At 64.4% G+C, this 25546-nt stretch carries 24 protein-coding genes and 1 pseudogene; 15 read left to right on the forward strand and 10 right to left on the reverse strand.

All coding sequences use genetic code 11. The features are described from left to right. The coding region (locus ACTHN9_RS05780; RefSeq protein WP_440535795.1) for a hypothetical protein at positions 1-189 on the forward strand (189 nt) is incomplete at its 5' end. A 143-nt stretch (positions 190-332) separates the two neighbouring features. On the opposite strand, the gene ACTHN9_RS05785 is transcribed toward ACTHN9_RS05780, so the two are convergent. Further along, positions 333-1109: an enoyl-CoA hydratase gene (locus ACTHN9_RS05785; RefSeq protein ID WP_440535796.1), complete on the reverse strand. Its 777-nt coding sequence runs from the start codon at positions 1107-1109 to the stop codon at positions 333-335. 162 nt (positions 1110-1271) lie between these two features. On the opposite strand from ACTHN9_RS05785, the gene paaN reads away from it, so the two are divergent. The 5 genes from paaN (at position 1272) to paaK (ending at position 7087) form a co-directional block, all read left to right on the forward strand. Continuing rightward, the gene (gene paaN / locus ACTHN9_RS05790) at positions 1272-2981 is read left to right on the forward strand and encodes a phenylacetic acid degradation protein PaaN (RefSeq protein ID WP_440535797.1); all 1710 of its coding nucleotides are present in this window, start codon (positions 1272-1274) and stop codon (positions 2979-2981) included. 107 nt (positions 2982-3088) lie between these two features. After that, positions 3089-4291, forward strand: a complete 1203-nt coding sequence (pcaF, locus tag ACTHN9_RS05795; RefSeq protein ID WP_440535798.1) for a 3-oxoadipyl-CoA thiolase — start codon at positions 3089-3091, stop codon at positions 4289-4291. 93 nt (positions 4292-4384) lie between these two features. Next, on the forward strand, positions 4385-5176 hold the full coding sequence (gene paaG, locus ACTHN9_RS05800) for a 2-(1,2-epoxy-1,2-dihydrophenyl)acetyl-CoA isomerase PaaG (protein ID WP_440535799.1): 792 nt from the start codon (positions 4385-4387) through the stop codon (positions 5174-5176). A 1-nt stretch (position 5177) separates the two neighbouring features. Then, a complete protein-coding gene (gene paaI, locus ACTHN9_RS05805; RefSeq protein ID WP_440535800.1) occupies positions 5178-5657 on the forward strand; it encodes a hydroxyphenylacetyl-CoA thioesterase PaaI in 480 nt (159 codons plus the stop codon). 131 nt (positions 5658-5788) lie between these two features. Continuing rightward, entirely contained in the window at positions 5789-7087 is a 1299-nt protein-coding gene (gene paaK / locus ACTHN9_RS05810) for a phenylacetate--CoA ligase PaaK (RefSeq protein ID WP_440535801.1), read from the forward strand. Positions 7088-7141: 54 nt separating this feature from the next. Here the strand turns inward: paaK and mltA are convergent, their stop codons facing one another. Together mltA and apaG are read right to left on the reverse strand one after the other, a co-directional pair. Next, positions 7142-8263 (reverse strand): murein transglycosylase A, encoded by a 1122-nt coding sequence (gene mltA / locus ACTHN9_RS05815; protein ID WP_440535802.1) that lies wholly within the window; start codon positions 8261-8263, stop codon positions 7142-7144. A 14-nt stretch (positions 8264-8277) separates the two neighbouring features. After that, positions 8278-8652 (reverse strand): Co2+/Mg2+ efflux protein ApaG, encoded by a 375-nt coding sequence (apaG, locus tag ACTHN9_RS05820; RefSeq protein ID WP_440535803.1) that lies wholly within the window; start codon positions 8650-8652, stop codon positions 8278-8280. Positions 8653-8929: 277 nt separating this feature from the next. Between apaG and rpe the strand changes: the two genes are divergently transcribed. The 8 genes from rpe to ACTHN9_RS05860 all read left to right on the forward strand — a co-directional run bounded on the left by rpe (position 8930) and on the right by ACTHN9_RS05860 (position 16335). Beyond that, the gene (gene rpe, locus ACTHN9_RS05825) at positions 8930-9625 is read left to right on the forward strand and encodes a ribulose-phosphate 3-epimerase (protein ID WP_440535804.1); all 696 of its coding nucleotides are present in this window, start codon (positions 8930-8932) and stop codon (positions 9623-9625) included. Continuing rightward, positions 9622-10383 carry a phosphoglycolate phosphatase gene (locus tag ACTHN9_RS05830; RefSeq protein ID WP_440535805.1) on the forward strand — a complete coding sequence of 254 codons (762 nt, stop codon included), beginning with the start codon at positions 9622-9624 and terminating at the stop codon, positions 10381-10383. Before rpe ends, ACTHN9_RS05830 begins: the two co-directional genes overlap by 4 nt. A 291-nt stretch (positions 10384-10674) precedes the next feature. Further along, positions 10675-12168, forward strand: a complete 1494-nt coding sequence (gene trpE / locus ACTHN9_RS05835) for an anthranilate synthase component I (protein WP_440535806.1) — start codon at positions 10675-10677, stop codon at positions 12166-12168. Between the two features lie 13 nt (positions 12169-12181). Continuing rightward, the gene (locus tag ACTHN9_RS05840; RefSeq protein WP_440535807.1) at positions 12182-12766 is read left to right on the forward strand and encodes an anthranilate synthase component II; all 585 of its coding nucleotides are present in this window, start codon (positions 12182-12184) and stop codon (positions 12764-12766) included. A gap of 80 nt (positions 12767-12846) precedes the next feature. Then, positions 12847-13878 (forward strand): anthranilate phosphoribosyltransferase, encoded by a 1032-nt coding sequence (gene trpD, locus ACTHN9_RS05845; RefSeq protein WP_440535808.1) that lies wholly within the window; start codon positions 12847-12849, stop codon positions 13876-13878. 53 nt (positions 13879-13931) lie between these two features. Then, the gene (gene trpC / locus ACTHN9_RS05850) at positions 13932-14717 is read left to right on the forward strand and encodes an indole-3-glycerol phosphate synthase TrpC (RefSeq protein WP_440535809.1); all 786 of its coding nucleotides are present in this window, start codon (positions 13932-13934) and stop codon (positions 14715-14717) included. 38 nt (positions 14718-14755) lie between these two features. After that, positions 14756-15382, forward strand: coding sequence for a CYTH domain-containing protein (locus ACTHN9_RS05855; protein ID WP_440535810.1), 627 nt, complete (start codon positions 14756-14758; stop codon positions 15380-15382). Next, complete coding sequence (locus ACTHN9_RS05860; RefSeq protein WP_440535811.1) at positions 15379-16335, forward strand: uracil-DNA glycosylase; 957 nt, start codon at positions 15379-15381, stop codon at positions 16333-16335. The genes ACTHN9_RS05855 and ACTHN9_RS05860 overlap by 4 nt, the downstream gene beginning before the upstream one ends. A 72-nt stretch (positions 16336-16407) precedes the next feature. Here the strand turns inward: ACTHN9_RS05860 and ACTHN9_RS05865 are convergent, their stop codons facing one another. The 7 genes and pseudogenes from ACTHN9_RS05865 to ACTHN9_RS05895 form a co-directional block, all read right to left on the reverse strand. Then, the gene (locus tag ACTHN9_RS05865) at positions 16408-17007 is read right to left on the reverse strand and encodes an FMN-dependent NADH-azoreductase (protein WP_440535812.1); all 600 of its coding nucleotides are present in this window, start codon (positions 17005-17007) and stop codon (positions 16408-16410) included. A gap of 244 nt (positions 17008-17251) precedes the next feature. Then, a complete protein-coding gene (locus tag ACTHN9_RS05870) occupies positions 17252-19087 on the reverse strand; it encodes a M61 family metallopeptidase (protein ID WP_440535813.1) in 1836 nt (611 codons plus the stop codon). 57 nt (positions 19088-19144) lie between these two features. Next, positions 19145-19873 (reverse strand): DsbC family protein, encoded by a 729-nt coding sequence (locus ACTHN9_RS05875; protein WP_440535814.1) that lies wholly within the window; start codon positions 19871-19873, stop codon positions 19145-19147. 119 nt (positions 19874-19992) lie between these two features. Further along, positions 19993-21165, reverse strand: a pseudogene (locus ACTHN9_RS05880) (UbiH/UbiF family hydroxylase). Positions 21166-21336: 171 nt separating this feature from the next. Continuing rightward, positions 21337-21648, reverse strand: a complete 312-nt coding sequence (locus ACTHN9_RS05885) for a cupin (RefSeq protein ID WP_440535815.1) — start codon at positions 21646-21648, stop codon at positions 21337-21339. 163 nt (positions 21649-21811) lie between these two features. Further along, complete coding sequence (locus ACTHN9_RS05890) at positions 21812-23320, reverse strand: sensor domain-containing diguanylate cyclase (protein ID WP_440535834.1); 1509 nt, start codon at positions 23318-23320, stop codon at positions 21812-21814. 246 nt (positions 23321-23566) lie between these two features. Beyond that, entirely contained in the window at positions 23567-24118 is a 552-nt protein-coding gene (locus ACTHN9_RS05895; RefSeq protein WP_440535816.1) for a hypothetical protein, read from the reverse strand. Between the two features lie 321 nt (positions 24119-24439). Between ACTHN9_RS05895 and ychF the strand changes: the two genes are divergently transcribed. Beyond that, positions 24440-25534, forward strand: a complete 1095-nt coding sequence (gene ychF, locus ACTHN9_RS05900; RefSeq protein ID WP_440535817.1) for a redox-regulated ATPase YchF — start codon at positions 24440-24442, stop codon at positions 25532-25534. Positions 25535-25546: the final 12 nt, after the last annotated feature.

The following is a 25546-nucleotide window of genomic DNA, read 5'->3' on the forward strand; positions in this document are numbered from 1 at the left end:
CATCAAGCGCCCACACTTATCGGCTGTAAATTTTTAAAGATCGCGTCGCTTAACCGCCAGCAGCACCAGAGCAACTTCCCCTCTAGCACCGCCCGTCTTGCGTTGCTGCGTCAGCAGCAGAGAAACGAGATTATGCAGAACCTTTTGCATCTCGTCAACAGTTTTTTTGCGTCGCTTGGCTTCTGCTAGCTATCGAACCGTCGACGAAGACCTCGCGAAAAACCGCACTCCACAAGGCCCCGCTTCCCTTCGCCCAGTCGCACTGACTGAACGAGAGGGCGCATTCTAGGCGGCTTCTATACGCAGTGCAAGCGTTATTTCAATGAACCGTTTCAGCGGTGCTTGAACACCGGCTTGCGCTTCTCGAGGAACGCGGCCATCCCCTCCTTTTGATCCTCCGTCGCGAACAACGAATGGAACAGTCGGCGCTCGAAACGAATGCCTTCGGCCAGCGTCGTTTCGTATGCGGCGTTCACGGACTCCTTCACCATCATCACTGCCGGCAAAGGAAACTCGGCGATCGTTGCGGCGGCGCCCAACGCTTCGTCGAGGAGCGACGCCGCCGGCACGACGCGCGACACGAGCCCCGCCCGCTCCGCCTCCGCGGCATCCATGAAACGCGCGGTCAAGCACAAGTCCATCGCCTTCGCCTTCGATACGGCGCGCGGCAACCGCTGCGTGCCGCCCGCACCCGGCATCACGCCGAGCTTGATTTCGGGCTGCCCGAACTTCGCCGTGTCGGCTGCGATGACGATGTCGCACATCATGGCCAACTCACAGCCGCCGCCCAGTGCGAACCCCGCCACCGCCGCGATGACCGGCTTGCGAATCGCGCGCACGGTCTCCCAATTGCGCGTGATGTAGTCGCCTTTGTAGACGTCCATATAGGTATAGGTGGCCATCATGCCGATGTCGGCCCCCGCCGCGAACGCCTTTTCGCTGCCGGTCACGACGATCGCGCCGATGTTTTCGTCCGCATCGAACGCCGTAAGCGCCGCGCCGAGTTCATCCATCAGCGCATCGTTGAGTGCGTTCAACGCCTTCGGCCGGTTCAACGTGACGAGGCCGACGCGCCCGCGCGTCTCCACCAGAATGTTTTCGTAGCTCATGCATCCTCCTAGTCTTAGATGTGGATCGGACGAGAAAAGCTTTCGCGCCCGCCTGGAAACAATGCTAACATTCGCCAACCAACCGGTCGGTCGGTTAATTGATACGATTCTTTTATTACCCGGCCTGCTCCTACCAACGTCTGGCCTGCCCCCTGTCTCGCTATGACCCATCCTCTATTTGCGAAGCACGAAGACACGCTCAAGAACGCGCTCGACGCCATCGGCTCGCGCGGTTACTGGAGCCCATTCCCGGAAATGCCAAGCCCCAAAGTGTACGGGGAAACCGGCAACGCGGACGGTGAAGCAGCCTTCAAGGCGCATCTCGATCGCGAATTCTCGCTCGATCAACCGAGCACCGGCGAATGGGTCGGCGCGGAGCAATCGCCGTTCGGCTTTGCGCTCGGGATTCGTTATCCGAAAGCAAACGTCGATGCCCTGCTCGGCGCGGCTGCAGCCGCCGAACGAAGCTGGCGCAAAGCCGGGCGAGAGGCCTGGGTCGGCGTAAGCCTCGAAATTCTGAAGCGGCTCAATCGCGCGAGCTTCGAGATCGCGTACAGCGTGATGCACACCACCGGCCAAGCATTCATGATGGCATTCCAAGCAGGCGGCCCTCACGCGCAAGATCGTGCGCTCGAGGCCATCGCCTATGCCTGGGACGAGCTGCGCCGCATCCCGGCCAATGCCCACTGGGAAAAGCCCCAGGGCAAGAACCCGCCGCTGGCCATGCAAAAGCGCTATACGGTGGTACCGCGCGGCATCGGCCTCGTTCTCGGCTGCTGCACGTTCCCCACCTGGAACGGCTATCCCGGCCTGTTCGCGGATCTCGCAACCGGTAACGCGGTGATCGTCAAGCCGCACCCGGGCGCAATCTTGCCGCTCGCCATCACGGTCCGAATCGCGCGCGACGTGTTGCGCGAGGCGGGGTTCGATCCGAACGTCGTCACCCTACTCGCAACGGAACCGAACGACGGCTCGATCGTGCAAGATCTCGCGCTGCGCCCGGAAATCAAACTAATCGACTTCACGGGCAGCACGCAGAACGGCACCTGGCTCGAGCGCAACGCGCATCAAGCACAAGTGTTCACCGAAAAGGCCGGCGTCAACCAAATCGTTGTCGATTCCGTGGACGACCTGAAGGCTGCCGTGCGCAACATCGCCTTTTCGCTCGCGCTGTACTCGGGCCAAATGTGCACGGCACCGCAGAACATCTATATCCCGCGCGATGGCATTCGCACAGCCGAAGGCCATGCCAGCTTCGACGAAGTCGCCCAGGCGATCGCCGGCGCCGTGCAAAAGCTCGTGGCCGATCCGGCGCGTGCTGTCGAACTGCTCGGCGCGATCCAGAACGAAGGCGTCGCGCTTCGGATCGATGAAGCGCGCTCGCTCGGCCGCGTGCTCGCGGATAGCCAAACGCTCGAACATCCCGCATTCCCGCAAGCACGCGTGCGCACTCCGCTCGTGTTGCAACTGGACGCGGCGAACGATTCGGCGAAGTTCGGCGCGGAATGGTTCGGCCCGATCTCGTTCGTGATCGCCACCGACTCGACCCGGCAATCGCTCGAGCTAGCCGCGTCGCTCGCCGCGAATCACGGCGCCCTCACCCTATCGGTCTACAGCACCGACGAAGCGACGATCGAAGCAGCGCAGGAAGCGGCGATCGACGGCGGCGTCGCGCTTTCGATCAATCTGACCGGCGGCGTGTTCGTGAATCAGTCGGCCGCGTTTTCCGACTTCCACGGCACGGGGGCCAACCCGGCCGCGAACGCCGCCTTGGCGGACGCCGCGTTCGTGGCCAACCGTTTCCGCGTCGTTCAAAGCCGGGTTCATGTTGCGCCGCGCGAGTCGTCGGCGGAAGTCGTCCGAACGGCATAGTCCGATCGGACGAATGGAGCCGGTACGCCGGCTCCCCTAATATCGAGTCGAATCAAATCGATCGGCCCCGTCGCGGTGACGGGGCCCCGTTCAGTGGAAGCCATCCAATGACCGATGCCTACATTTGCGATGCCATTCGCACCCCGATCGGCCGCTACGGCGGCGCACTGAAAGACGTTCGCGCCGACGATCTCGCCGCCGTTCCCATCAAGGCGCTCATCGAGCGCAATCCGGGCGTGGATTGGAACGCGCTGGACGACCTCATCTACGGATGCGCGAATCAAGCCGGCGAAGACAATCGCAACGTTGCCCGCATGGCTGCGCTGTTGGCCGGGTTACCCGTCCATGCGCCCGGCTCGACGATCAACCGGCTGTGCGGCTCCGGCATGGACGCCGTCGGCTCCGCGGCACGCGCGTTGAAAGCCGACGAAGCACGCTTGATGATCGCGGGCGGCGTCGAAAGCATGACGCGCGCGCCGTTCGTGATGGGCAAGGCAGCGAGCGCATTTTCTCGCCAGGCCGACATCTTCGATACGACGATCGGCTGGCGCTTCGTCAATGCCCGCCTGAAAGCGCAGTACGGCATCGATTCGATGCCTGAGACCGCCGAAAACGTCGCTGCGCAGTTCTCGGTGAGCCGGGCGGACCAAGATGCTTTCGCGCTGCGCAGCCAGCAAAAGGCGGCGCGCGCCCAACAAGACGGCACGCTCGCACAAGAAATTGTCCCCGTCGAGATTGCGCAGAAGAAAGGCGAGCCCTTGATCGTGACGCGCGACGAGCATCCGCGTGAAACCTCGCTCGAGTCTCTGGCCAAGCTCAAGGGCGTCGTTCGCCCAGACGGAACGGTCACGGCCGGCAATGCATCGGGCGTCAATGACGGGGCGTGCGCGCTCTTGCTCGCCAACGAAGCGGCCGCCTCCCAGTATGGCCTGCGTCGGCGCGCGCGCGTGCTCGGCATGGCGACGGCCGGCGTCGAGCCGCGCATCATGGGCATCGGGCCGGCTCCCGCCACGCAAAAGCTGCTTCAGCGCCTCGAGATGTCGCTCGCGCAGTTCGATGTCATCGAACTCAACGAGGCCTTCGCCTCGCAGGGCCTCGCGGTCTTGCGCATGCTCGGCATCGCAGATGACGATCCCCGTGTCAATCCGAACGGCGGTGCGATCGCGCTGGGTCATCCACTCGGCGCTTCGGGCGCGCGGCTCATCACCACCGCACTGCACCAATTGGAGCGGATCGGCGGGCGCTATGCGCTGTGCACGATGTGTATCGGCGTAGGTCAAGGCATTGCGCTCGCGATCGAGCGCGTGTAACCGACAAGGCGACAAGGCGCGACCGGCGCATTCCACGCCGGCTGCGCACCGGCGTTCATAGGCAACTGCGTTGGAGAGGCAAGGAGACGAGCGATGCAATACGAAGCGATTGGCGTCGAAATCGACGCGACCGCGCACGTTGCGACGGTGACCCTGAACCGTCCCGAGAAACTAAACAGCTTCACCCGCGCAATGCACAAGGAATTGAGCGCCGCGCTGGACGAAGCCGTCGGCGCCGGCATGCGCGCCATCGTGTTGACGGGCGCCGGGCGCGGGTTTTGTGCCGGCCAGGATCTCGCCGATCTCAATTTCGAGCCGGGCAACATGACCGACCTCGGTGCGCTGATCGACGAACACTTCAATCCGCTCGTGCGCCGCCTCCAGTCGTTGCCTCTGCCTGTCATCGCCGCCGTGAACGGCATTGCGGCAGGCGCAGGCGCGAACCTCGCCCTCGCCTGCGATATCGCGATCGCCGCGCGTTCGAGCAGCTTCGCTCAATCGTTCGTCAAGATCGGCCTCGTTCCCGATTCGGGCGGTACGGCGTTCCTGCCGCAACGCATCGGCATGGCGCGCGCGCTGGGCCTTGCGATCACAGGCGACAAGATCGGCGCCGAGCAAGCGGAACGATGGGGATTGATCTGGCAAGTCGTGGACGACGCCGAACTCCTCGGCAGCGCGCAGAAACTCGCCGCTCAATTAGCTCAGCAGCCGACGCGCGCCATCGCCGCGATTAAACGCGCCATGCGCGCGAGCACGACGAACACGTTGGATCGGCAACTCGATCTCGAACGCGATTTGCAGCGCGAACTCGGCCAGTCGTTCGACTACGCGGAAGGCGTGCAAGCGTTTGTCCAAAAGCGCGCGCCGCGCTTCGAGGGCCGCTGATATGTCCGCGCCCGATTCGCAAGCAACGCGCACGCAGGCTTCGTCGCCCCCCATGTCGCCCGACGAACTCGCCCGTGCGGTCGGTCGCGCCATGTACGAAGCCGACGCGTGCAGCCGCGCGCTGGGGTTCGTGCTCGACGACGTGCGGGCAGGCTACGCGCGCATGCACGCCACCGTGCGCGCCGACTTCCTCAACGGACACGGCATTTGTCACGGCGGACTCATCTTCACACTCGCCGATTCCACCTTCGCTTTCGCCTGCAACTCGTATAACGTCAATACGGTGGCGTCGGGTTGCTCGATCGAATTCCTGCGCCCCGTGCACGGCGGCGACGTCCTTACCGCGGAGGCCATCGAGCAAACCGTCAGCGGGCGCACCGGGATCTACGACATTCGCATGACTAATGGCGCGGGCGAAACGGTCGCGATGTTTCGCGGCAAGTCCGCACACATCAAGGGCCACGTGATTCCGCCCGCGTAACGCGGCAACTGCACGGGCTCTGCACCCGCCGGCCCGAGCGGCGCCTCGCGAAACCGCCATGAGTCGTACGCGACGGACAGCGTCCACGCATGCCCGCCGGCAGTTTTTTTATATGAAACAGGAGACATGCGATGAATACCGCGCTGCCGCTCGATCCGATCGAGACCGCGAGCCGAGACGAACTCGCCGCCCTGCAGCTCGAACGGCTGAAATGGACGCTCAAACACGCCTACGACAACTCCGTCGTCTATCGGCGCAAGTTCGACGAAGCGGGTGTGCGCCCCGAAGACCTCGAGACGCTAGCGGATATCTCGCGTTTCCCGTTCACGACGAAAAACGATTTGCGCGACAACTACCCGTTCGGGATGTTCGCCGTGCCGCAAGAAAGGATCTCGCGTATCCACGCCTCCTCGGGCACGACGGGTAAGCCGACGGTTGTCGGCTATACCGCGCGCGACATCGACACGTGGGCCAACCTCGTCGCGCGCTCGGTGCGCGCGGCGGGCGCGCGCCGCGGCGACAAGGTCCACATCAGCTACGGCTACGGACTCTTCACCGGCGGGCTAGGAGCCCACTACGGCGCGGAACGTGCGGGCCTCACGGTCATCCCGTTCGGTGGCGGCCAAACCGAAAAGCAAGTGCAGCTGATTCAAGACTTCAAACCCGACATCATCATGGTCACGCCGAGCTACATGCTGTCGATCGCGGATGAACTCGAGCGCCAGGGTATCGATCCGGCCAAGACCTCGCTGCGAATCGGCATCTTCGGCGCGGAACCCTGGACGAACGACATGCGCCGGGCGATCGAAGCCCGCATGGGGATCGATGCTGTCGACATCTACGGGCTGTCCGAGGTCATGGGCCCAGGCGTCGCGTGCGAATGCGTCGAGACTAAAGACGGCCCGACGATTTGGGAAGATCATTTCTACCCCGAAATCATCGATCCCGTCACGGGAGAGGTACTGCCCGACGGGGAATTCGGCGAACTCGTGTTTACGTCGCTGTCCAAGGAGGCGCTGCCGATCATCCGCTACCGGACGCGCGATCTTACGCGCTTGCTGCCGGGTAGCGCACGAACGATGCGTCGGATGGAAAAAATCACGGGGCGATCGGACGACATGATGATCGTGCGCGGCGTCAACGTCTTCCCCACGCAAATCGAAGAACTGCTGCTCAAACAGCCCGCGCTGGCGCCGCACTATCAAATCGTCCTCACCAAGGAAGGCCCGCTCGACGTGATGACCCTGAATGTCGAGCCCTGCCCGGACACGCGAGCCGACAACACGACGCTCGCGGCGGCAAAAGCCGCACTCGCCTACGATATCAAAGCGCTGATCGGGGTCACGGCGGTGGTGAACGTCGTGCCGGTGAACGGCATCGAGCGATCGGTCGGCAAAGCCAAGCGCGTCGTCGATAAACGATCGGCCTAACCTCGGCCTAACGCCGCATGGGAAGCGACGAAGGCGACGAGGCCGACACCGACGTCACGAGTTAGGCAGCAGCAACCACATCCGGCCGGCTTGTTTCATCTTGCCGGCCAAGTCGCCGGCATCGTCGCCGAGCCCCCAGAAATAATCGGCCCGAACGCCGCCGCGAATCGCACTACCCGTGTCCTGGGCGAACACGAGCCGGTCCATCGGCGTATTGGTAAACGGCCGTGTCGTCGACAAGAACACCGGCGTGCCGAGCGGGATCGAGGCAGGATCGACCGCGATCGAGCGCTCAGGCGTGAGCGGCACGCCCAACGCGCCGATCGGCCCGTCTCCGCCAGCCGATGCGGACTGCGACGCCGACATGTCGCGGAAAAACACAAAGCGCGGGTTTGTGTCGAGCAAGCTCGTTACGCGCGACGGGTTCGCTCGCGCCCAAGCCTTGATGCCTTGCATCGTCGCCTGGGCGGGGGTGATCTCGCCATGATCGAGCAGCCATCGTCCAATGGAGCGGTAAGGCTGGTTGTTCGTTCCGCCGAACCCAACGCGCATGACGCCACCGTCGTCGAGCACGATGCGCCCGGAGCCCTGCACCTGCAAAAAGAACGCCTCGATCGGATCGTCGACCCAAACCAACTCGTTGCCCTGCAGCACACCCGAACGCTCGAGTTCCGCCCGCGGCGGCAGCGACGTACCGGGACGATAGCCGGACGGCCAACGATAGAGCGGATATTGATAGGGCCCGCGGCGCGTGCGCGCACCGTGCAGCAGCGGTTCGTAGTAGCCGGTGACAAGGCCGTCGACCGAACCGTCGGCGTTGGCGAGCTGGAATGGGGTGAAATACGTCTCGAAGAACGAGCGCGTGGCGGTCGGGTCGAGATCGTCGAGCTGCGACGCTGCCGCACAAGCGCGCCGCCAATTGGCCTGCTGCGCCACTCGCAGGCAATTCTCGCGCAGCGCGGCCGCCGCGCCGATCAACGAATCGTCTTCCCAGCCCGGCACCTGTTGCCATGCAACGGGGGTGAGCCGTCCCGGCGCAAGCGCGCCCGAAACAGCGGGTATCCCGCTCGATGGAGGCGCCGCCGGCCGCACGATAGCGCCGCCTCCGCAGGCGGCGAGCAGGACGGCCGCCGCCAGCGCGGACGCGCGGCCGAGGAAGGACGAATGAATGCGCATACGAGATTCGTTCTTCAATGCAGCGTGCGCGGCATATGCAGCGCGAATTCCGGCACCGGCGCCTCGAATCGCTCGCCATCGTCGGCCACGCAAAAGTAAGCGCCGCGCATCGTGCCGATCGGCGTTTCGAGCACGGCCCAGCTGGTGTACTCGAATTGTTCTCCCGGCTGCAGGAGCGGCTGCTGTCCGATTACGCCAAGGCCCTTCACTTCCTGCACGTGGTTCTCGCTATCGGTGATGATCCAATGGCGCGCGATCAACTGCGCGGCCACCTGCCCGGTGTTGCGGATCGTCAGCGTGTAGGCGAATGCATACTGCCGGTGCTCGGGATCGGACTGCTCGGGCAAGTAGCGCGTCTGCGCCGACACGCTGAATTCGTACTGGCTCATCGTGATTTCATTCTCTTAAGAATCGCAGCGCCGGGCTCGGGGCAGCGGGATCGAACCGGGATCGAACCGGGGCAGCCCGGCCGCTTGCCGCACGATGCTCGGCTGGCCGCCGACGCCGCCGCGGCCAGCGTACCGGTTTCGCATTCTGCTCGATGCCGCCCCTTGCCGCAACCGCCGCGGCTCGCCGCGAAGCGATGCCGCTCGACTTGGTAAAATACGGGTTTTCCGCCTTTCGGCCATCCTCCGGTCATTCTCCGGCCATCTCGTTTCTGACGCCATGACGCAATTTCGCATCGCACCCAGCATCCTCTCCGCCGACTTCGCAAGGCTCGGCGAAGAAGTCCGCACCGTCATCGACGCCGGCGCCGATTGGATTCACTTCGACGTGATGGACAACCATTACGTGCCGAATCTCACGATCGGACCGCTCGTGTGCGAAGCGATCCGTCCGCACGTGCAAGCCCCCATCGACGTTCACCTGATGGTACGCCCGGTCGATCGCATCGTGCCCGATTTCGCCAAGGCCGGCGCGAACCTCATCAGCTTCCACCCCGAAGCGTCCGAGCATGTCGACCGCACGCTGTCGCTGATCCGCGATCACGGTTGCAAAGCGGGCCTGGTATTCAATCCCGCCACGCCGCTCAATTACCTGGATCACGTGATGGATCGCGTCGACCTGATCCTCATCATGTCGGTGAATCCCGGGTTCGGCGGGCAATCGTTCATTCCCGAAGCACTGAACAAGCTGCGCGAGGCCCGCGCCCGGATCGACGCCTACCAGGCGCGCACGGGCCGCAGCATTCACCTCGAAGTCGACGGCGGCGTGAAGGTCGAGAACATCGCGCAAATCGCGCAAGCGGGTGCCGACACGTTCGTGGCCGGCTCGGCCATCTTCGGCAAGCCCGACTATCGCGCCGTTATCGACGACATGCGCCGCGAACTCGCCGCCTGTGCCGGTAGCGCCGGCGCATGAACGCCGCCGACAAACAAGACGCCGCCGCGCCAGGCGCCGCAGGCGCGGCCGTTCCGCGATTGCGGGCCGCCATCGTCGATCTGGACGGCACGATGGTCGATACCGCCGACGATTTCACGGCGAGCCTGAACGGCATGCTGGCCGAACTGGGCGCGCAGCCGATCGCGCGCGACGAAGTGGTCGGCTATGTCGGAAAGGGCTCCGAGCATCTGGTTCGCAGCGTGCTCGGGGCGCGGTTTTCCGCAGATGAAACCGAGGCGCGCTTCGCCACGGCGCTGGAGCGCTACCAAGCGCACTATGCCGACATCAACGGTCGCCACACGCGGCTTTACCCCGACGTCGAACCGGGCCTTGCCGCACTCTCGCGGGCCGGCATCAAGCTGGCTTGCGTGACCAACAAGCCGCACCGCTTCGCCGTCGCGCTGCTCGAGCAATACGCGCTGGCGCGCTACTTCTCGGTGGTGCTCGGCGGCGACAGCGTCAAGCGCAAAAAGCCGGATCCGCAGCCGATGCTCGCGGCCTGCGACGCATTGGGCGTCGCGCCTAGCGACGCGGTGGCGATCGGCGATTCGGAAAACGATGCGCTCGCCGGCCGCGCCGCGGGAATGGCCACGCTGACGGTCCCCTACGGCTACAACCACGGCAGAGCTATACAAACGATAAATTCGGATGGTATAGTCGCCACGTTGCTCGAAGCCGCGAGGTTCATCGCGAATGCTCCGCCCGGCTCCGGCGCAACCGATCAATCGTCGACTTAACCGTCCTTCAACTCATGTTTCTGAACAAAAAACGGAGTCCGAGCAGTACCGACCGGGGAGCCTGGCCCTGGCGTCGCTCGTCGCGCTAACCTCGTTCGAGGTTCGCTGAAGTTCGTCTTCAGCGCCGTTTTTTGATTTCGCCGCGCATTCGCGCACTATTCGCCGTATCGTCAAGACAATCGCATGCACGGTTTCGACCGTCGCTGCGCAAGTACGTCCACGGCTCGCCGCACGTCTACTTCGCTCATCGACGAGCAACGTATGCGTCGGCCGTTCGAACAGGATCGGAACATGACCGAACTCGAATTTCAGTCTCTCGCCAACGAGGGTTTCAATCGCATTCCGCTGATCGCCGAAGCGCTCGCCGATCTGGAGACGCCGCTTTCCCTATACCTGAAGCTCGCGCAGCCCGAGCGCGGCGGCGCGAACTCGTTCTTGCTCGAATCCGTCGTCGGCGGCGAGCGCTTCGGCCGCTATTCGTTCATCGGCCTGCCGGCTCGCACGCTCGTTCGGACGAAAGGCGGGGTCAACGAAGTGGTGCGCGACGGCCAAGTCGTCGAAACGCACGAAGGCGATCCGTTCGAGTTCATCCAACAGTTCCAGGCGCGCTTCAAGGTGGCTCAGCGGGCCGGACTGCCGCGTTTTTGCGGTGGGTTGGCGGGCTACTTCGGCTACGACGCCGTGCGCTATATCGAAAAGAAGCTGGCCGGTAGCGCACCGCCCGACGATCTCGGCCTGCCCGACATCCAGTTGGTGCTGACCGAGGAAGTGGCGGTCATCGACAACCTCGCCGGCAAGCTCTATCTGATCGTCTATGCCGATCCGCAAGCGCCCGAAGCTTATGCGCGCGCCAAGCAGCGGCTGCGCGAGCTGCGTCAGCGTCTGCGCACGACCGTGCAGCCGCCCGTCACCTCGCCGAGCGTACGCACCGAGATCTATCGAGAGTTCGCGCGCGAGGATTACCTCAATGCCGTGCGCCGCGCGAAGGAATACATCGCCGCGGGCGAACTCATGCAGGTGCAAGTCGGCCAGCGCTTGACCAAGCCGTATCGGGACAACCCGCTTTCGCTGTACCGAGCGCTGCGCTCGCTCAATCCGTCGCCGTACATGTATTACTACAACTTCGGCGACTTCCATGTGGTGGGCGCATCGCCCGAAATTCTCGTGCGCCAGGAAAAGCGCGGCGAGGATCGCATCGTCACGATTCGGCCGCTCGCCGGCACCCGTCCGCGCGGCAATACGCCCGAGCGCGATGCCGAGCTGGCCACCGAGCTGCTGAACGACCCGAAGGAAATCGCCGAACACGTCATGCTGATCGACCTCGCGCGAAACGACGTCGGCCGCATCGCGCAAACCGGCTCGGTTGCCGTGACCGACAAGATGGTCATCGAAAAATACTCACACGTGCAGCATATCGTCAGCTCGGTCGAAGGCAAGCTCAAGCCCGGCATGACGAACTTCGACGTGCTGCGCGCCACCTTCCCGGCGGGCACGCTGTCCGGCGCGCCGAAGGTGCGGGCGATGGAATTGATCGACGAACTCGAACCGGTCAAGCGCGGCCTATACGGCGGCGCCGTGGGCTACCTCTCGTTCACGGGCGAAATGGATCTGGCGATCGCCATCCGCACGGGACTCATCCACAACGGCAATCTGTACGTGCAAGCGGCGGCGGGCATCGTCGCCGACTCGGTGCCCGAATCCGAATGGCAGGAAACCGAGAACAAGGCGCGCGCCGTGCTGCGCGCGGCCGAGCAGGTGCAAGACGGCCTCGACAGCGATTTTTGAGCGGAGAGACATCATGTTGCTGATGATCGATAACTACGATTCGTTCACCTACAACCTCGTGCAGTATTTCGGCGAACTCGGCGAGGACGTGCGGACGTTTCGCAACGACGAAATCGCGCTCGACGAAATCGCGGCGATGAAGCCCGATCAAATCTGCCTGTCGCCAGGGCCGAGCAATCCGCAAAACGCGGGGATCACCCTCGACGTGCTGCGTCGATTCGCCGGCCAGGTGCCGATCCTCGGCGTCTGCCTCGGCCATCAGGCGATCGGCGAAGCGTTCGGCGGCCGTGTCGTGCGCGCGCGCACGATCATGCACGGCAAAGTGAGCCGCATCGAAACCGACGGCAAAGGCGTATTCGCCAATCTGCCTAAGCACTTCGACGTGACCCGCTACCATTCGCTCGCGATCGAGCGCGAATCGCTGCCCGACTGCCTCGACATCTCGGCATGGACCGAAGACGGCGAAATCATGGGCGTGCGCCACAAGACGCTGGCCGTGGAAGGCGTGCAGTTCCACCCCGAATCGATCCTCTCCGAGCATGGTCATGCTTTGCTCGAGAACTTCCTAAAGGCAGCGCGGGCGACGCAGCCCGCCTGACGCCGCACGCAGCGGACGAGCGCGCACACGGCGACGTACGTTGCGATGCTCGACGGACCGAACGAACCAGGCCGGACGCCATGACCATCACACCGCAAGAAGCACTGCAGCGCACGATCGAACACCGCGAGATTTTTCACGACGAGATGCTGCACTTGATGCGGCTCATCATGCGCGGCGACATGTCGCCCGTCATGGCCGCCGCGATCATCACCGGCTTGCGCGTGAAGAAGGAAACGATCGGCGAAATCGCGGCCGCCGCCACCGTCATGCGCGAGTTCGCGCGTCACGTCGAGGTGGCCGACAACGCGAAGTTCGTCGACATCGTGGGCACGGGCGGCGACGGATCCAATACGTTCAACATCTCCACCGCGACGATGTTCGTCGCCGCCGCGGCCGGCGCGAAGGTCGCCAAGCACGGCGGCCGCGGCGTATCGAGCAAATCGGGCAGCGCCGATGTGCTCGAGGCGTTGGGAGTGAACATCGATCTGCAACCCGAAGAGGTGGCCGCGTCGATCGCCGAAACCGGCATGGGCTTCATGTTCGCGCCCAATCATCATCCGGCGATGAAGAACATCGCGCCGGTGCGCCGCGAACTCGGCGTGCGCACGATCTTCAATATTCTCGGGCCGCTGACGAACCCGGCCGGCGCCCCCAATCAGCTCATGGGCGTATTCCACCCCGATCTGGTCGGCATTCAGGTACGGGTCATGCAACGCCTGGGCGCCAAGCACGTCCTGGTCGTCTACGGCAAGGACGGCATGGACGAAGTCTCGCTCGGCGCAGCGACGCTCGTGGGCGAACTGCGCGACGGGCAAGTGCACGAGTACGAGATCCACCCCGAGGATTTCGGGCTGCAAATGGTATCGAACCGGACGCTGAAGGTGGCCGATGCGAACGAATCGAAGACGATGCTGCTCCAAGCACTCGAGAACCGGCCCGGCGTCGCGCGCGAAATCGTGACGCTCAATGCGGGCACGGCGCTATATGCGGCGAACGTCGTCGCATCCATTGCCGACGGCATCGAGATCGCGCGGGAAGCTCTCGCGACGGGCCAGGCCCGCGCCAAGGTCGACGAACTCGTGCGCTTTACCCAACAATTCAAGCATTGATGCCGCCAAGCATCGACGCAATCCAACATCGATCGGATAGAAGGGCTTCGTCTATGAGCGACATTCTCGAACGAATCATTGCCGTCAAACGCGAAGAAGTGCGCGCGGCCCAATTGAGCGCGCCGCTCGAAGAATTGCGCCTCGAAGCGTCGTCGCGCGATGTGCGCGACTTCGTCGGCGCGCTGCGAGCCAAGCACGAGGCCGGCGCCGCCGCCGTCATCGCCGAAGTGAAAAAAGCCAGCCCGTCCAAGGGCGTGCTGCGCGAACATTTCGTCCCCGCCGACATCGCGCGCTCGTACGAGCAAGGCGGCGCGGCGTGCCTGTCGGTGCTGACCGACGTCCAGTTCTTCCAAGGCAGCGCGGCTTACCTCGAAGCGGCGCGCGCGGCGTGCGCTCTGCCCGTGCTGCGCAAGGATTTCATCGTCGATCCGTATCAGGTCGTCGAAGCGCGCGCGATGGGTGCCGACGCAATTTTGCTGATCGCCGCGGCCTTGTCGCTCACGCAGATGCAGGAACTCGAAGCGTTCGCGCATTCGCTCGGATTGGCGGTGCTCGTGGAAGTGCACGATCGCGCTGAACTCACCCAGGCGTTGACGCTCAAGACGCCGCTGATCGGCATCAACAATCGCAATTTGCGGACGTTCGAAACCTCGCTCGACACCACGCTCGGCATGCTCGACGCGCTGCCCGACGATCGCATCGTCGTGACCGAATCGGGCATCCTGTCGCGCGCCGACGTCGAACGCATGCGGGCGAGCAGCGTACACACGTTCCTCGTCGGCGAAGCGTTCATGCGCGCCGACGATCCGGGCGCGGCGCTGTCGCAGATGTTTCGCTAACCTTTCTCGGCTCTCGCCCGCGCGGCCCGCCCTCTACCATGAGCATCGAACGCGAAATCAAGTTGGCCTTGCCGCCCGATCGAGCCGACGCGGCCGATCGGTTTTTCACCGGTCTCGCTGGCGCACCGGGGCGCGACGTGCCGCTCGCAAACGTCTATTTCGATACGCCCTCGTTCGCGCTCGCGTCGGCCAAGATCGCGCTGCGACTGCGCAAGACGCCAGAAGGCTGGCTGCAAACGCTGAAGGCGGCGGGGACCGCCGCGGGCGGCATGCATCGTCGTCACGAGTGGGAAACGGCTGTCGCGAAAGACGCGCTCGAATTCGATGCGCTCGCCTCGGTCTGCGACGACGAAGCGGCGCTGGCCGTTTTGCGCGCCGCGGCACCGACGCTCGGCGAGCGCTTTCGGACGACGTTCGTCCGGCGCCTTTGGCGCATCGAGTTCCAGGGTGCGCGGATCGAGGCCGCCATCGATCGCGGCGACGTCACGGCGAGGGTCGATGCGCACACGCGCAGCGACGCAATCAGTGAAATCGAACTCGAATTGCTGCAAGGCGACGAGGCTGCCCTGCATGCGTTGACGGAGCAGTTATCGGCCGCCGTCCCGGGGCTCGCCCCTGAGAACGTAAACAAGGCGCAGCGGGGCTACCGGTTGTGTGCGCGATGAACGCGAAGGCTAAGTCGCGGGGTCGCGCCGCGCCCGATCAAGCGCAAGGATCGTTGTTCGATATAGCGGAAGACGGTTCGGCAAGGCAAGCGCTGCGCGGGACACCGGTGCGTTCGGCGTCGAGCGACCCGGCCGAAATGCAGAAGTCGAACAGGTTGCAAGGGATCGCGAGCCCGCAAGGAGCCAGCGAGACGAAAGGCCTCGCCTCTCCACAAGGGACCGGTGAGCCCAACGGGCTCACCGGTCCACTTGAATCGCAATTCCACGCCTTGCCGCCCGCCTGGCGCGAACACCTGCGCAGCTTCATCGAAGGCGGCGCTTACTCGCCCCTTTGCACCTTCGTCGACAGCCAAATCGCCGCCGGTAAGACGGTGTACCCGGCCGAAGTGTTTCGCGCGCTCCGATTAACGAGCCCCGACGACGTCAAAGTCGTCATCGTCGGGCAAGATCCCTACCACGGCGACGACAAGGGCCACCCGCAAGCGCACGGCTTGGCGTTTTCCGTCCCCTCGCCCGTCCGGCCGCCGCCGTCGCTGCGCAATATCTTCAAGGAAATCGCCGCCGAATTCGGGCACACGATGCCGGCGCACGGGTGCCTAGACGCATGGGCCCGGCAAGGTGTGCTGCTGCTGAACACCGTGCTGACGGTGGAGCAGGGCAAGGCAGCCAGTCACGCCAAGCGCGGCTGGGAGGCCTGTACCGATACGCTGATTCGCGAGCTGGCGCATCGGCACGAGCACCTCGTCTTCATGCTCTGGGGTGCCCATGCGCAAGCGAAGCGGGCCCTGCTCGACGCGCGGCCGCACTGCGTCCTGGAAGCGCCGCATCCGTCGCCGCTGTCGGCGCACCGCGGCTTTCTCGGTTGCCGGCATTTTTTGCTCGCCAACGACTATCTGGCTCGGAACGGCCGCGAACCGATCGATTGGCGGCTGCCCGAAACCGCCGGCGGCTAGGGCCCGGCGTGGGGCGTCGCGGGTTGCGAAATCGCCCCGGGCCGACCTGACGACTGCCCGCCGATTGCTCGCTTACGCGGCGGCCGCGATGGCTTCGCGGGCCGAGGCCAACGCGGCGCCGGCTGCGTCCGGGCCCATGTTCAAGCCTTCCGCGTAGATGAACTCGACGTCGGTGATACCGATCAAGCCGAGGAACGCCTTGATGTGCGGCGTTTGGCTATCGAAGGGCGTGCCCACATACTTACCGCCGCGCGCCGACACGATATAGGCCTTTTTCCCTTTGACGAGGCCTTCCGGGCCGTTCGCCGTATAGCGGAACGTGACGCCGGCACGACCGATCCAGTCGAAATACGTCTTCAATTGCGACGAAATCCCGAAGTTGTACATCGGCGCACCGATGATGACGACGTCCGCCGCTTGCAGTTCGGCGATCAGCGCATCGCTGCGTGCGGCGATAGCCGATTGCTCCGGCGTCCGCTGTTCGGCCGGCGTGAAGAACGCGCCGAGCACCGCATCGTCGAGGTGGGGCAGCGGGTTGGTCAGCAGGTCGCGCAGCACGAGCTTCGCGCCCGGGTTCGCGGCTTGCAGCTTCGCGGCCAGTTCATTGGCCAACAGCGTCGAGTTCGCACCTTGCGAACGGGCCGCGGAATTCAGTTGAAGGATGGTCGTCATGTCGGGGCTCCAAGTGGGGTGCGCAGCGATGCGCGAGTGAAGCCATTGTCGCGATTGACCCGACCCGGAAAAAGTAGGCTAGCGAAGACGGATTGTTGCAGCCATAGAACGATCGGATCATCGGAGGCCTATCCCCCCCGGGCAAACGCCCCGGTGCTTAGGCCATGGCCGGCTTGATGCGCTGGCGAGCGCGGTCGACCGGCCATGTCGCGCCGACACGCGCGCGGCTCGCGCCGCCGGCCGATCAGCCGTGGAGCCAGCGCTCCCGCGCGCGCCTTGCCGGCGCGCCGCGCTTGGCTTCAGCCGCGACGAGCTTATAGCGCGTCACTTCGGGCCCGTCGAGCTTGACGCGCACCGCACGCAGCTCGTCGCGCCGAAATGCGTGGACCTCGACGCTCGCCCCGGGCAAATAGCGCGAAAGCAGCGTGTCCAAGTTCGAACCCGTGACGCGTAGGCCGTCCACGGCGATCAGCACGTCGCCGGCCGACAACCCCGCCTTTTGCGCCGCGCTGCCCTCATGCACGACCGTCAGCACGCATTCGGCTCCGGCCCGGGCGCGCGCACCGAGAGACGGCCTGCCGTCGCGCTTCGGATTCGCCGCCCCCTGCCCGTTCTTCTCGTTGCCCAGTTGCGGCTCGAGCGCGATGCCGAAGGGCTCCAGCAGCGTGTCGAGCGGCAAATCGCGCGTGCCGCGCACCGCTTCCGCAAACAGCGCCCCCAGTTCGATGCCGGTCGCCTCGGCGATCAGCGCCTCGACTTCATCCTCGCCCACGCCCGCCATTTTGCCGCTGTAGAAGTGGCGGCCGTAGCGCTGCCAAAGCAAACGCATGACGTCATCGAGCGATTTCCGATGGTCGGTGCGCGCGCGAATCGCGAGATCGAATGCCAAGGCCACGAGCGATCCCTTCTGGTAATAGCTGACGATCGCGTTCGGCGAGTTCTCGTCTTGGCGGTAATACTTGATCCAGGCGTCGAACGAGCTTTCGGCGACGCTTTGCTTTAGGCGCCCGCTGCAGCGCAGCACGCCGCCGATTGTCTTGCCCACGAGCGCGTAATAGTCGGCTTCGCCGATCGCACCGCTGCGCACGAGCATCAAGTCGTCGTAATAGGAAGTGAACCCTTCGAACAGCCACAGCAACGACGTGTAGTTCTCGCGCGAGAGATCGTACGGTGCGAACGCGGCGGGCTTGATCCGTTTGACGTTCCACGTGTGGAAATACTCGTGGCTGCATAGGCCGAGATAGGTCCGATAGCCCTCGGACATTTCCGGTCGGCCCCGCACGGGCAAATCGGTACGGCTGCAAATGAGCGCCGTCGACGCCCGGTGCTCGAGCCCGCCGTAGCCGTCGCTGACGGCCTGCGTCATGAAGACGTAGCGCTCGACGGGCGCTTTCTTCGTGCGCGGCTCGAACAAGGCGATCTGAGCTTCGCAAATGCGCTTCAGATCCGCCGCGAGCCGGTCCATATCGACCGACACCGTGCGTCCGGCAATGACGATGTCGTGCGGCACGCCATGTGCCTTGAAGGTCGCGAGGTCGAATCGCCCGAGCGTGACCGGATGATCGACGAGTTCGTCGTAGTCTTGCGCCCGATATTCGCCGAAACCGTAGCGCTTCGTGCCGCGCGCTTCCGGTAAGGCCGTTGCCACGCGCCAGTCGGCATAGGCAGCGCCAACCGGTTTTCGAATGTCGACGACGCACGGGGCTTGCTCTCGTCCGAGCGGCAGCAAGAACACGCTCGTCCCGTTGAAAAAGCCGGTCGTATCGTCCAAGTGCGCCGCGCGCACCGACATATCCCACGCATACACCTCGTAACGCAGCGTCAGGGCGCCGCCTTTGACGGGCGCGGCCTGCCAGGTCTGCTTATCCGTTTTCTCGATCTTCACCTTGCGGCCGGCTTCGTTGAACGCGGCGAGCGTCACGATGTTGCGCGCGAACTCGCGCACCATGTAGCTCCCCGGAATCCACGTCGGCAACGCGAAGCGCTGGCCGGCCGGATCGGGATCGTCCAGCGTGAGCGTGACTTCGAATAGATGAGCGGCGGGATGCTTGGGGACGATCGCGTAGCGGGTAGGCTTCATCGGGTGGCGCGCAGTCTCGCGGTGGGTCGCTTGAAGAGGGATGAACGGGTTTTTACGTTAGTGCGTGCTCGTCAGCGCGTCGTTGAGTTCGCTCGCCGAAACCGCGCCCGGCAAACGGCGGCCATCGGACAGGATGATCGTCGGCGTGCCGGTGACGTTCAGGCCATGCCCGAGCGCAAGGTTCTTGTCGAGAACCGACGTATCGCAGTTGGATGCGGCGCTAGCCGGCGGCTGGTGATTCACCATCCACGCCTCCCAGGTTTTGGCGCGATCGGCCGCGCACCAGATCGCCTTCGACTTCGTCACCGAATCGGGCGACAGCACCGGATACAAGAACGTGTAGACGGTGACGTTGTCGATCGACTTCAGCGTCGATTCGAGCTGTTTGCAATACGGGCAGTTCGGATCGGAGAAGACGACGATGCGGCGGCTGCCGTTACCCTTGACGACCTTGACGGCGCGATCGAGCGGCAAGCTGGCGAAATCGACCTTGTTCAGTTCCGCGAGGCGCGCCTCGGACAAATTGGTGCGCGTTTTGGTGTCGACGAGGTCGCCCGCGATCACATACTCGCCTGTGGCATCCGTGTAGACCATTTGCGAGCCCAGGTTCACCTCGTATAGGCCGGAAATCGGCGCCTTCGAAATGCTCTTGATCTGGATTTCGGGAAGACGCGATTGCAGCGTGGCCTTCAGCTTGTCGGTCGTCTGGTCGGCGTGAGCCGTGCAGCCGAGGGTGACGGAGGCTGCGAGCGCCACGGTAGCCGCGATTCGCATGGCTTTGGGCATGATGAGTATCCTCGAGGTTCGGTCCGGGTGCCGCACGCGCCTTGGCGTGCGGGAGAGTCAATACGGTGTTCCGTTGCCGCCGATTGCGGCTGCGCGCACGGCGACGTGCGTTCCTTGCATTATCCGAGCGCGGCCGAGACGAGCCAGCGCTTCACGAGCGGTTGCGCGCCGACGAGCGCCATGCCCGCGTTGCGTACCGACCGCGCGAGCGTGCCCGGTACGGAAAACTAGCGCTGCAGGCCGTCGGTCGCGAGCGTCAATGCCCCGATATCTTCGCGGCGCGCCCGCTCGTAGCGGCGCAACAGCACGAGATCGCCGAGATCGCGGAAAGGTTCCTTCTTCGCGATGACGTCAGCCAGCGCAGCCACGTCGCGCAACCCCAAATTCATCCCTTGGCCGGCGAGCGGGTGGATCAGGTGCGCCGCATCGCCCACGAGCGCGACGCGCGGGGCGATCAGGCGATCGACCGACTGGCGCGAGAGCGGAAATCCGTGCGCGGGCCCGACGCATTCGAGCGCGCCCAGCCGGCTGTGCGTCATCTGCTCGACGGCCGCTTCGAGTTGAGCCGGCGCGAGCGCGAGCAATTCGCGGGCGTGATCGGTCTTGGCCGACCACACGAGCGACACATGCGAATCGGGCAACGGCAGCAACGCGACGATCTCGCCGTCGACGAACCATTGATAGGCCGTCTCGCCGTGCGGTTTTTCCGCCTTGAAATTGGCGACGACGCCTGTTTGCCGATAATCGCGCCGGGTGACGTGCGCGCCGATCTGCGCCCTCACCCACGAATGCGCGCCGTCCGCACCGACGATGAGATCGGCTTCGAGCACCTGGCCGTTGGCCAGCGCGAGACAGGCCGCGTCGGGTTTCACGTCGAGGCCTTGGGCGCGCGTATCGAGCCAGGTAACGTGCGGCTGGAATCGCAATGCGGCGTCCAGCGCATGCTCGATCAGCGAGGACTCGACGATCCAGGCGAGCTGCGGCACGGCGGCTTGGAACGCGGAAAAATGCAGCTCGGCGAGCGCATCGCCGAATACGCGCATGTCGTAGACGGGGGCGAGCCGATCGTGGTCGAGCGCTTGCCAGATGCGCAGCCGTTCGAGCAGCGCTTGAGAGCTGGCGGACAGGGCGTAGATGCGTGCGTCGAACGGCAACTCGGCCGGACGCGGTGCGGCCGGCTGCGCGACGAGCGCGACGCGCTGCCCCGCTTGGGCGAGCGCAAGCGCGGCGCTTTTGCCGACGAGGCCGCCGCCTACGACGGCAACGTGAAACGTCTGATGATGGGCGGTCATGGGGGCAATTATAGCCGCGCGCTGCGGCGCACCAGCGTGGGGAACGCCTCATTCGTGCCGGCCGAGGGGCAGGCGCGACGATGTGCCATGGGCGCCATGGCTCGGGGCCGCTCCCCGTTGCGCCCGCCCGGGCACCTCCCTGTGTTGTCGCAGTATCCCGGTATCGGGGCGTTAGATGCTCCCTGCCTTCTCGACGACGAGCACGCGAGCTTCGCCGATCGGATGCGCGACGTGCTCGGTGCCGACCGAAGCCACGAAAATGTCGCCCGCGTTCATGAGGACCGAGTGCGTCTCGCCGTTTTCGCGATAGTCCATCCGCACTTGCCCGTCCATGACGGCGAACACTTCTTCGCCGTCGTTCATGTGCCATTCGTAAGGCTGGTCCGTCCAGTGCAGCCGGGCCGTGATGCCGTTCATGCTGGCGAGCTCGAGCGCGCCCCACGCGCGCGGCGCCGTGAAGGTGCGCGATTCGATGTATTTCATGCGGTTTGTCTTCCCCGAAAATGGCGGCGGGTGCCGGGCGTTTATTGTCGGTCAAGCGTCCCGCCGCCGACATCGCCTTTCGAGACAAGATGCAATCGATTCCTGCCAGCCGGCATCGAGGTCGCGCACGGCGTTCGCTTGGGCAAGCGACCCGCGACGCGCTTTACGGCGTCGCCCCGGCGATTGTCGCGGAGGCCTTGCGCGAGTCGCACACAGCCACCTTGTTGCGCCCGGTCGCCTTGGCGTTGTACAGCGCGCGATCCGCGGCGCGAATCACCTCGGTCACGTCGCCGTCGGCCTCGGGTGTCCAAGCGGCGGCCCCGATACTGGCCGTGACACGCCCGTACTCGCTCGCGGCGTGCGCGATACCCAACTCGCTGATCGCCGTACGGATGGTCTCGGCAATGGCGAGCGCGCCTTGCGTCGAGGTGTCCGGCAGCACGACGAGGAACTCTTCGCCGCCGTAGCGGGCCGCGCTGTCGGCCGGCCGGCGGATATTCTCGCCGATGCATTTGGCGACCGCGGCGAGTGCGTCGTCGCCGGCTTGATGGCCGTAGTAGTCGTTGTAGGCTTTGAAGGAGTCCACATCCACGAACAGCAGCGAGAAGACGCTACGCGTGCGGCGCGCGCGGCGCCATTCCTGGTCGAGAATTTCGCCGAGCGTGCGCCGGTTGTTCAGCCCCGTGAGCCCGTCGATGCGCGCGAGCAGCGCCAATTCGCTTTCGGCCCGCATGCGCCGGCGCAGTTGTGCGGCCAGCACGGCCGCCAGGACGACGAAGGCCAGCGCAAACACCGCCATCAGCGAGCCGATGACCAAGGCCCGCTGGGTCCAGGCCGCGTAGATGTCGGGTTGCGCCTCGGCCACCATGATGAGGAGCGGCAAATGCTTCAAGTGCTTGAAGTAGTAGAGCCGGTGCACGCCGTCGATCGTCGAGACATCGGTAAAGCTTCCCTCCGGCGCGGTCAAAAATCGCCGAAATGTACTCGCGCTACGGATGTCGCGCCCGATGACGTTGGGATCGTAAGGTTGGCGCATGACCATGAGGCCATCGGTGCCGATGAGCGCGACCGCGCCATGACGACCGAGCTGCAGCCCCGAAAACAGATCGTGAAAATACGCGAGTTGAACCGCCACCATCGCGATCCCGCCGAACGAGCCGTCGGGATTAGAGATACGGCGGCTCAGCGCGATGCTCGACGAGCCGCCGCGCAGGCGCGAATGGTAAGGATCGCTAACGAATAGTCCTGCGTGCGGATTGTCGCGTTGGACGGTGAAATATTTTCGGTCCGCGAAATTCACGTCGGGGGGCGTATCCCCGAGCGAATCGAGCACGACTTGGCCGTTGGCATCGAGAACCAGTATCGAGCCGAGATAGCTGGCCGACGCGGCGCGATCGAACAGCGCCTCGCGTCGTAGCCGAGGAGGCAGGGCCATGACGTCGGGATCGCGCACCCCATCGATGACCGCTTGCAGCGATAGCGCGTAGAGTTCGAAGTTCCGTTCGATGTCGCGCTCGGCGATGAGCGCGATGTTGCGCGATGCCTCCGTCGCACGCGCCAATGCGTCGGCACGCGACTGGAAGAGTACTGCGCCGCACAACGCGACCATGAAACACGCGACGACGAGCGCGCCGGCGATGATGGCCGGCGGCGTCAGCAGGTTAAACCGCAGGCGCTGCCAAGAAAAGCCGCGGGGGCTGGAGTGGGCGGTCGGAGGGGCGTCGCCAGTTCCTTGCATGCCGGTCCCGTGATCGAAAGACGACTATCGGCGCGTCTATGCGCATCCGCAGCGAAGTTTAGCATCGGGATCCCTCCCCTAGCACTTCCCGCATACACGCCTTGGATTCGTCCGGTCCGGTCCGGTCCGCGCGGGCGATGGCGGAGGGGGAATGAGCGATGCGCGGGCGAATCGCGACGACTAGACCTGCGAGCGACCGTCGGTCTTGGTCAGCAGGAGCAAGCCGATCGCGGACACTGCCACGACGCCGGCCATGACCAGATAGAGGCCGGCGACAGAAGCGCTGCCGTACAGGACCGGTGTGGCGAAGATCAGCAAGCCGATGCTGCTTGTGATGAATACGCTGTTGGCTCGAAACCGCCCGAGCAGATGCCTGGGACACTCGGCCAAAAATCTTGTTTCGCTCCGAATGCGGACCAGGGCGAAACCCGCGCCAAGCAGAAAGTGCGTCGTGAGCAGAGCGGGCAAAGCGGGAAGAAATGGGACAGCGGCGAGGACAACGGCCATTGCCGCGACCATTGCGAAGTCTTTGCGCATCGACCCGGGGGAACGCGCGGCGAATTTCGCGAGCCAAAGACCGACGAGCAGCGCACCGATCGACCAAGCGGCCTCGATCATCGAATAGCTAACGCTAGTGCCGCGCAGATGCACAGCGACGAGCGCGGGCAGCAACGTATTCGTGATCTGCCCGATCGAAAACGCCAACGCGGCGCAACTTGCAATTGAAAACAATCGGCGGTGCTTCAAGTAGAGCGCTGGGCCTGCGGACAGGATTCCCCGCTTGCGTAGGGAGGGAACGTCATCGCGTGCAACGATCAAGGCGGGAAACAAGCACGCACTGAGTCCGGCCAAAAGCGCCAGGCCCTCCGCTTGCCAACCGGCGGGCGCGTTACAATTGCACCGTTCCGCGTACGCGATCGAGGCCCCGAGCCCGGTTTCGTACCGTTTGTCTTGGTCCAGAATTCACCTTGCGGCTGTGCTCCGTTCGGCTCCTTACCGAATGGACCGCGACACCTCACACAACCGCAAACCGTTGATCTAAAAAGGTTTTCCATGAGCCTCAAATGCGGCATCGTCGGCTTGCCCAACGTCGGCAAGTCCACCCTGTTCAACGCGCTGACCAAAGCGGGCATCGCCGCCGAGAACTATCCGTTCTGCACGATCGAGCCGAACGTCGGCGTCGTTGAAGTGCCCGACATGCGGCTCAACGCGCTCTCCGAAATCGTCAAGCCGGAGCGCGTCGTCCCGGCCGTCGTCGAATTCGTCGACATCGCGGGCCTCGTGGCGGGCGCGAGCAAGGGCGAAGGCCTCGGCAACCAGTTCCTCGCGAACATTCGCGAAACCGATGCGATCACGCATGTCGTCCGTTGCTTCGAAGATGAAAACGTCATCCACGTCGCGGGCAAGGTCGATCCGCTGTCGGACATCGAGGTCATCAACACGGAACTAGCGCTCGCCGATTTGGCAACCGTCGAAAAATCGCTGACGCGCTACGCGAAGGCCGCCAAGTCCGGCAACGACAAGGAAGCGGTCAAGCTCGCCGCCGTACTCGAAAAGGCGCGCGTGCAGCTCGACGCCGCCAAGCCGATTCGCGCGCTAGATCTGAGCGACGAGGAAGCGGCGCTGCTCAAGCCGTTCTGTCTCATCACGGCCAAGCCGACGATGTACGTGGCGAACGTCAAGGATGACGGCTTCGAGAACAATCCGCATTTGGATGCGGTGCGCAAGTATGCGGAAGCCGAAAAATCGCCCGTGGTCGCCGTGTGCGCGGCGATCGAAGCGGAGATCGCCGACCTCGCCGACGAAGACAAGGAAGTGTTCCTGGCCGATATGGGCATGGACGAGCCGGGCCTGAACCGCGTGATCCGCGCGGGTTTCAAACTGCTCGGCCTGCAGACGTATTTCACGGCCGGCGTGAAGGAAGTGCGCGCGTGGACGATTCATATCGGCGACACGGCGCCGCAAGCGGCCGGCGTCATTCACACCGATTTCGAACGCGGCTTCATTCGCGCGCAGACGATTTCGTTCGACGATTTCGTGGCCTATAAGGGCGAACAAGGCGCGAAGGAAGCCGGCAAGATGCGCGCCGAAGGCAAGGAGTACGTCGTGCACGACGGCGACGTGATGAACTTCTTGTTCAACGTTTGACGACTTTCGTCT

The sequence above is a fragment of the Trinickia sp. genome, assembly GCF_051953405.1.
Lineage (GTDB): Bacteria > Pseudomonadota > Gammaproteobacteria > Burkholderiales > Burkholderiaceae > Trinickia.

What these genes read in the sequence shown, in the direction of transcription:
- ACTHN9_RS05830 (WP_440535805.1), top strand. Translation starts at nt 9,622, where the DNA reads ATGAACGCCGCCGACAAACAAGACGCCGCCGCGCCAGGCGCCGCAGGC.
- ACTHN9_RS05840 (WP_440535807.1), top strand. Translation starts at nt 12,182, where the DNA reads ATGTTGCTGATGATCGATAACTACGATTCGTTCACCTACAACCTCGTG.
- ychF (WP_440535817.1), top strand. Translation starts at nt 24,440, where the DNA reads ATGAGCCTCAAATGCGGCATCGTCGGCTTGCCCAACGTCGGCAAGTCC.
- ACTHN9_RS05870 (WP_440535813.1), bottom strand. Translation starts at nt 19,087, where the DNA reads ATGAAGCCTACCCGCTACGCGATCGTCCCCAAGCATCCCGCCGCTCAT.
- ACTHN9_RS05855 (WP_440535810.1), top strand. Translation starts at nt 14,756, where the DNA reads ATGAGCATCGAACGCGAAATCAAGTTGGCCTTGCCGCCCGATCGAGCC.
- paaG (WP_440535799.1), top strand. Translation starts at nt 4,385, where the DNA reads ATGCAATACGAAGCGATTGGCGTCGAAATCGACGCGACCGCGCACGTT.
- ACTHN9_RS05860 (WP_440535811.1), top strand. Translation starts at nt 15,379, where the DNA reads ATGAACGCGAAGGCTAAGTCGCGGGGTCGCGCCGCGCCCGATCAAGCG.
- mltA (WP_440535802.1), bottom strand. Translation starts at nt 8,263, where the DNA reads ATGCGCATTCATTCGTCCTTCCTCGGCCGCGCGTCCGCGCTGGCGGCG.
- paaI (WP_440535800.1), top strand. Translation starts at nt 5,178, where the DNA reads ATGTCCGCGCCCGATTCGCAAGCAACGCGCACGCAGGCTTCGTCGCCC.
- ACTHN9_RS05785 (WP_440535796.1), bottom strand. Translation starts at nt 1,109, where the DNA reads ATGAGCTACGAAAACATTCTGGTGGAGACGCGCGGGCGCGTCGGCCTC.
- paaK (WP_440535801.1), top strand. Translation starts at nt 5,789, where the DNA reads ATGAATACCGCGCTGCCGCTCGATCCGATCGAGACCGCGAGCCGAGAC.
- trpD (WP_440535808.1), top strand. Translation starts at nt 12,847, where the DNA reads ATGACCATCACACCGCAAGAAGCACTGCAGCGCACGATCGAACACCGC.
- ACTHN9_RS05885 (WP_440535815.1), bottom strand. Translation starts at nt 21,648, where the DNA reads ATGAAATACATCGAATCGCGCACCTTCACGGCGCCGCGCGCGTGGGGC.
- pcaF (WP_440535798.1), top strand. Translation starts at nt 3,089, where the DNA reads ATGACCGATGCCTACATTTGCGATGCCATTCGCACCCCGATCGGCCGC.
- apaG (WP_440535803.1), bottom strand. Translation starts at nt 8,652, where the DNA reads ATGAGCCAGTACGAATTCAGCGTGTCGGCGCAGACGCGCTACTTGCCC.
- paaN (WP_440535797.1), top strand. Translation starts at nt 1,272, where the DNA reads ATGACCCATCCTCTATTTGCGAAGCACGAAGACACGCTCAAGAACGCG.
- trpE (WP_440535806.1), top strand. Translation starts at nt 10,675, where the DNA reads ATGACCGAACTCGAATTTCAGTCTCTCGCCAACGAGGGTTTCAATCGC.
- trpC (WP_440535809.1), top strand. Translation starts at nt 13,932, where the DNA reads ATGAGCGACATTCTCGAACGAATCATTGCCGTCAAACGCGAAGAAGTG.
- rpe (WP_440535804.1), top strand. Translation starts at nt 8,930, where the DNA reads ATGACGCAATTTCGCATCGCACCCAGCATCCTCTCCGCCGACTTCGCA.
- ACTHN9_RS05865 (WP_440535812.1), bottom strand. Translation starts at nt 17,007, where the DNA reads ATGACGACCATCCTTCAACTGAATTCCGCGGCCCGTTCGCAAGGTGCG.
- ACTHN9_RS05875 (WP_440535814.1), bottom strand. Translation starts at nt 19,873, where the DNA reads ATGCCCAAAGCCATGCGAATCGCGGCTACCGTGGCGCTCGCAGCCTCC.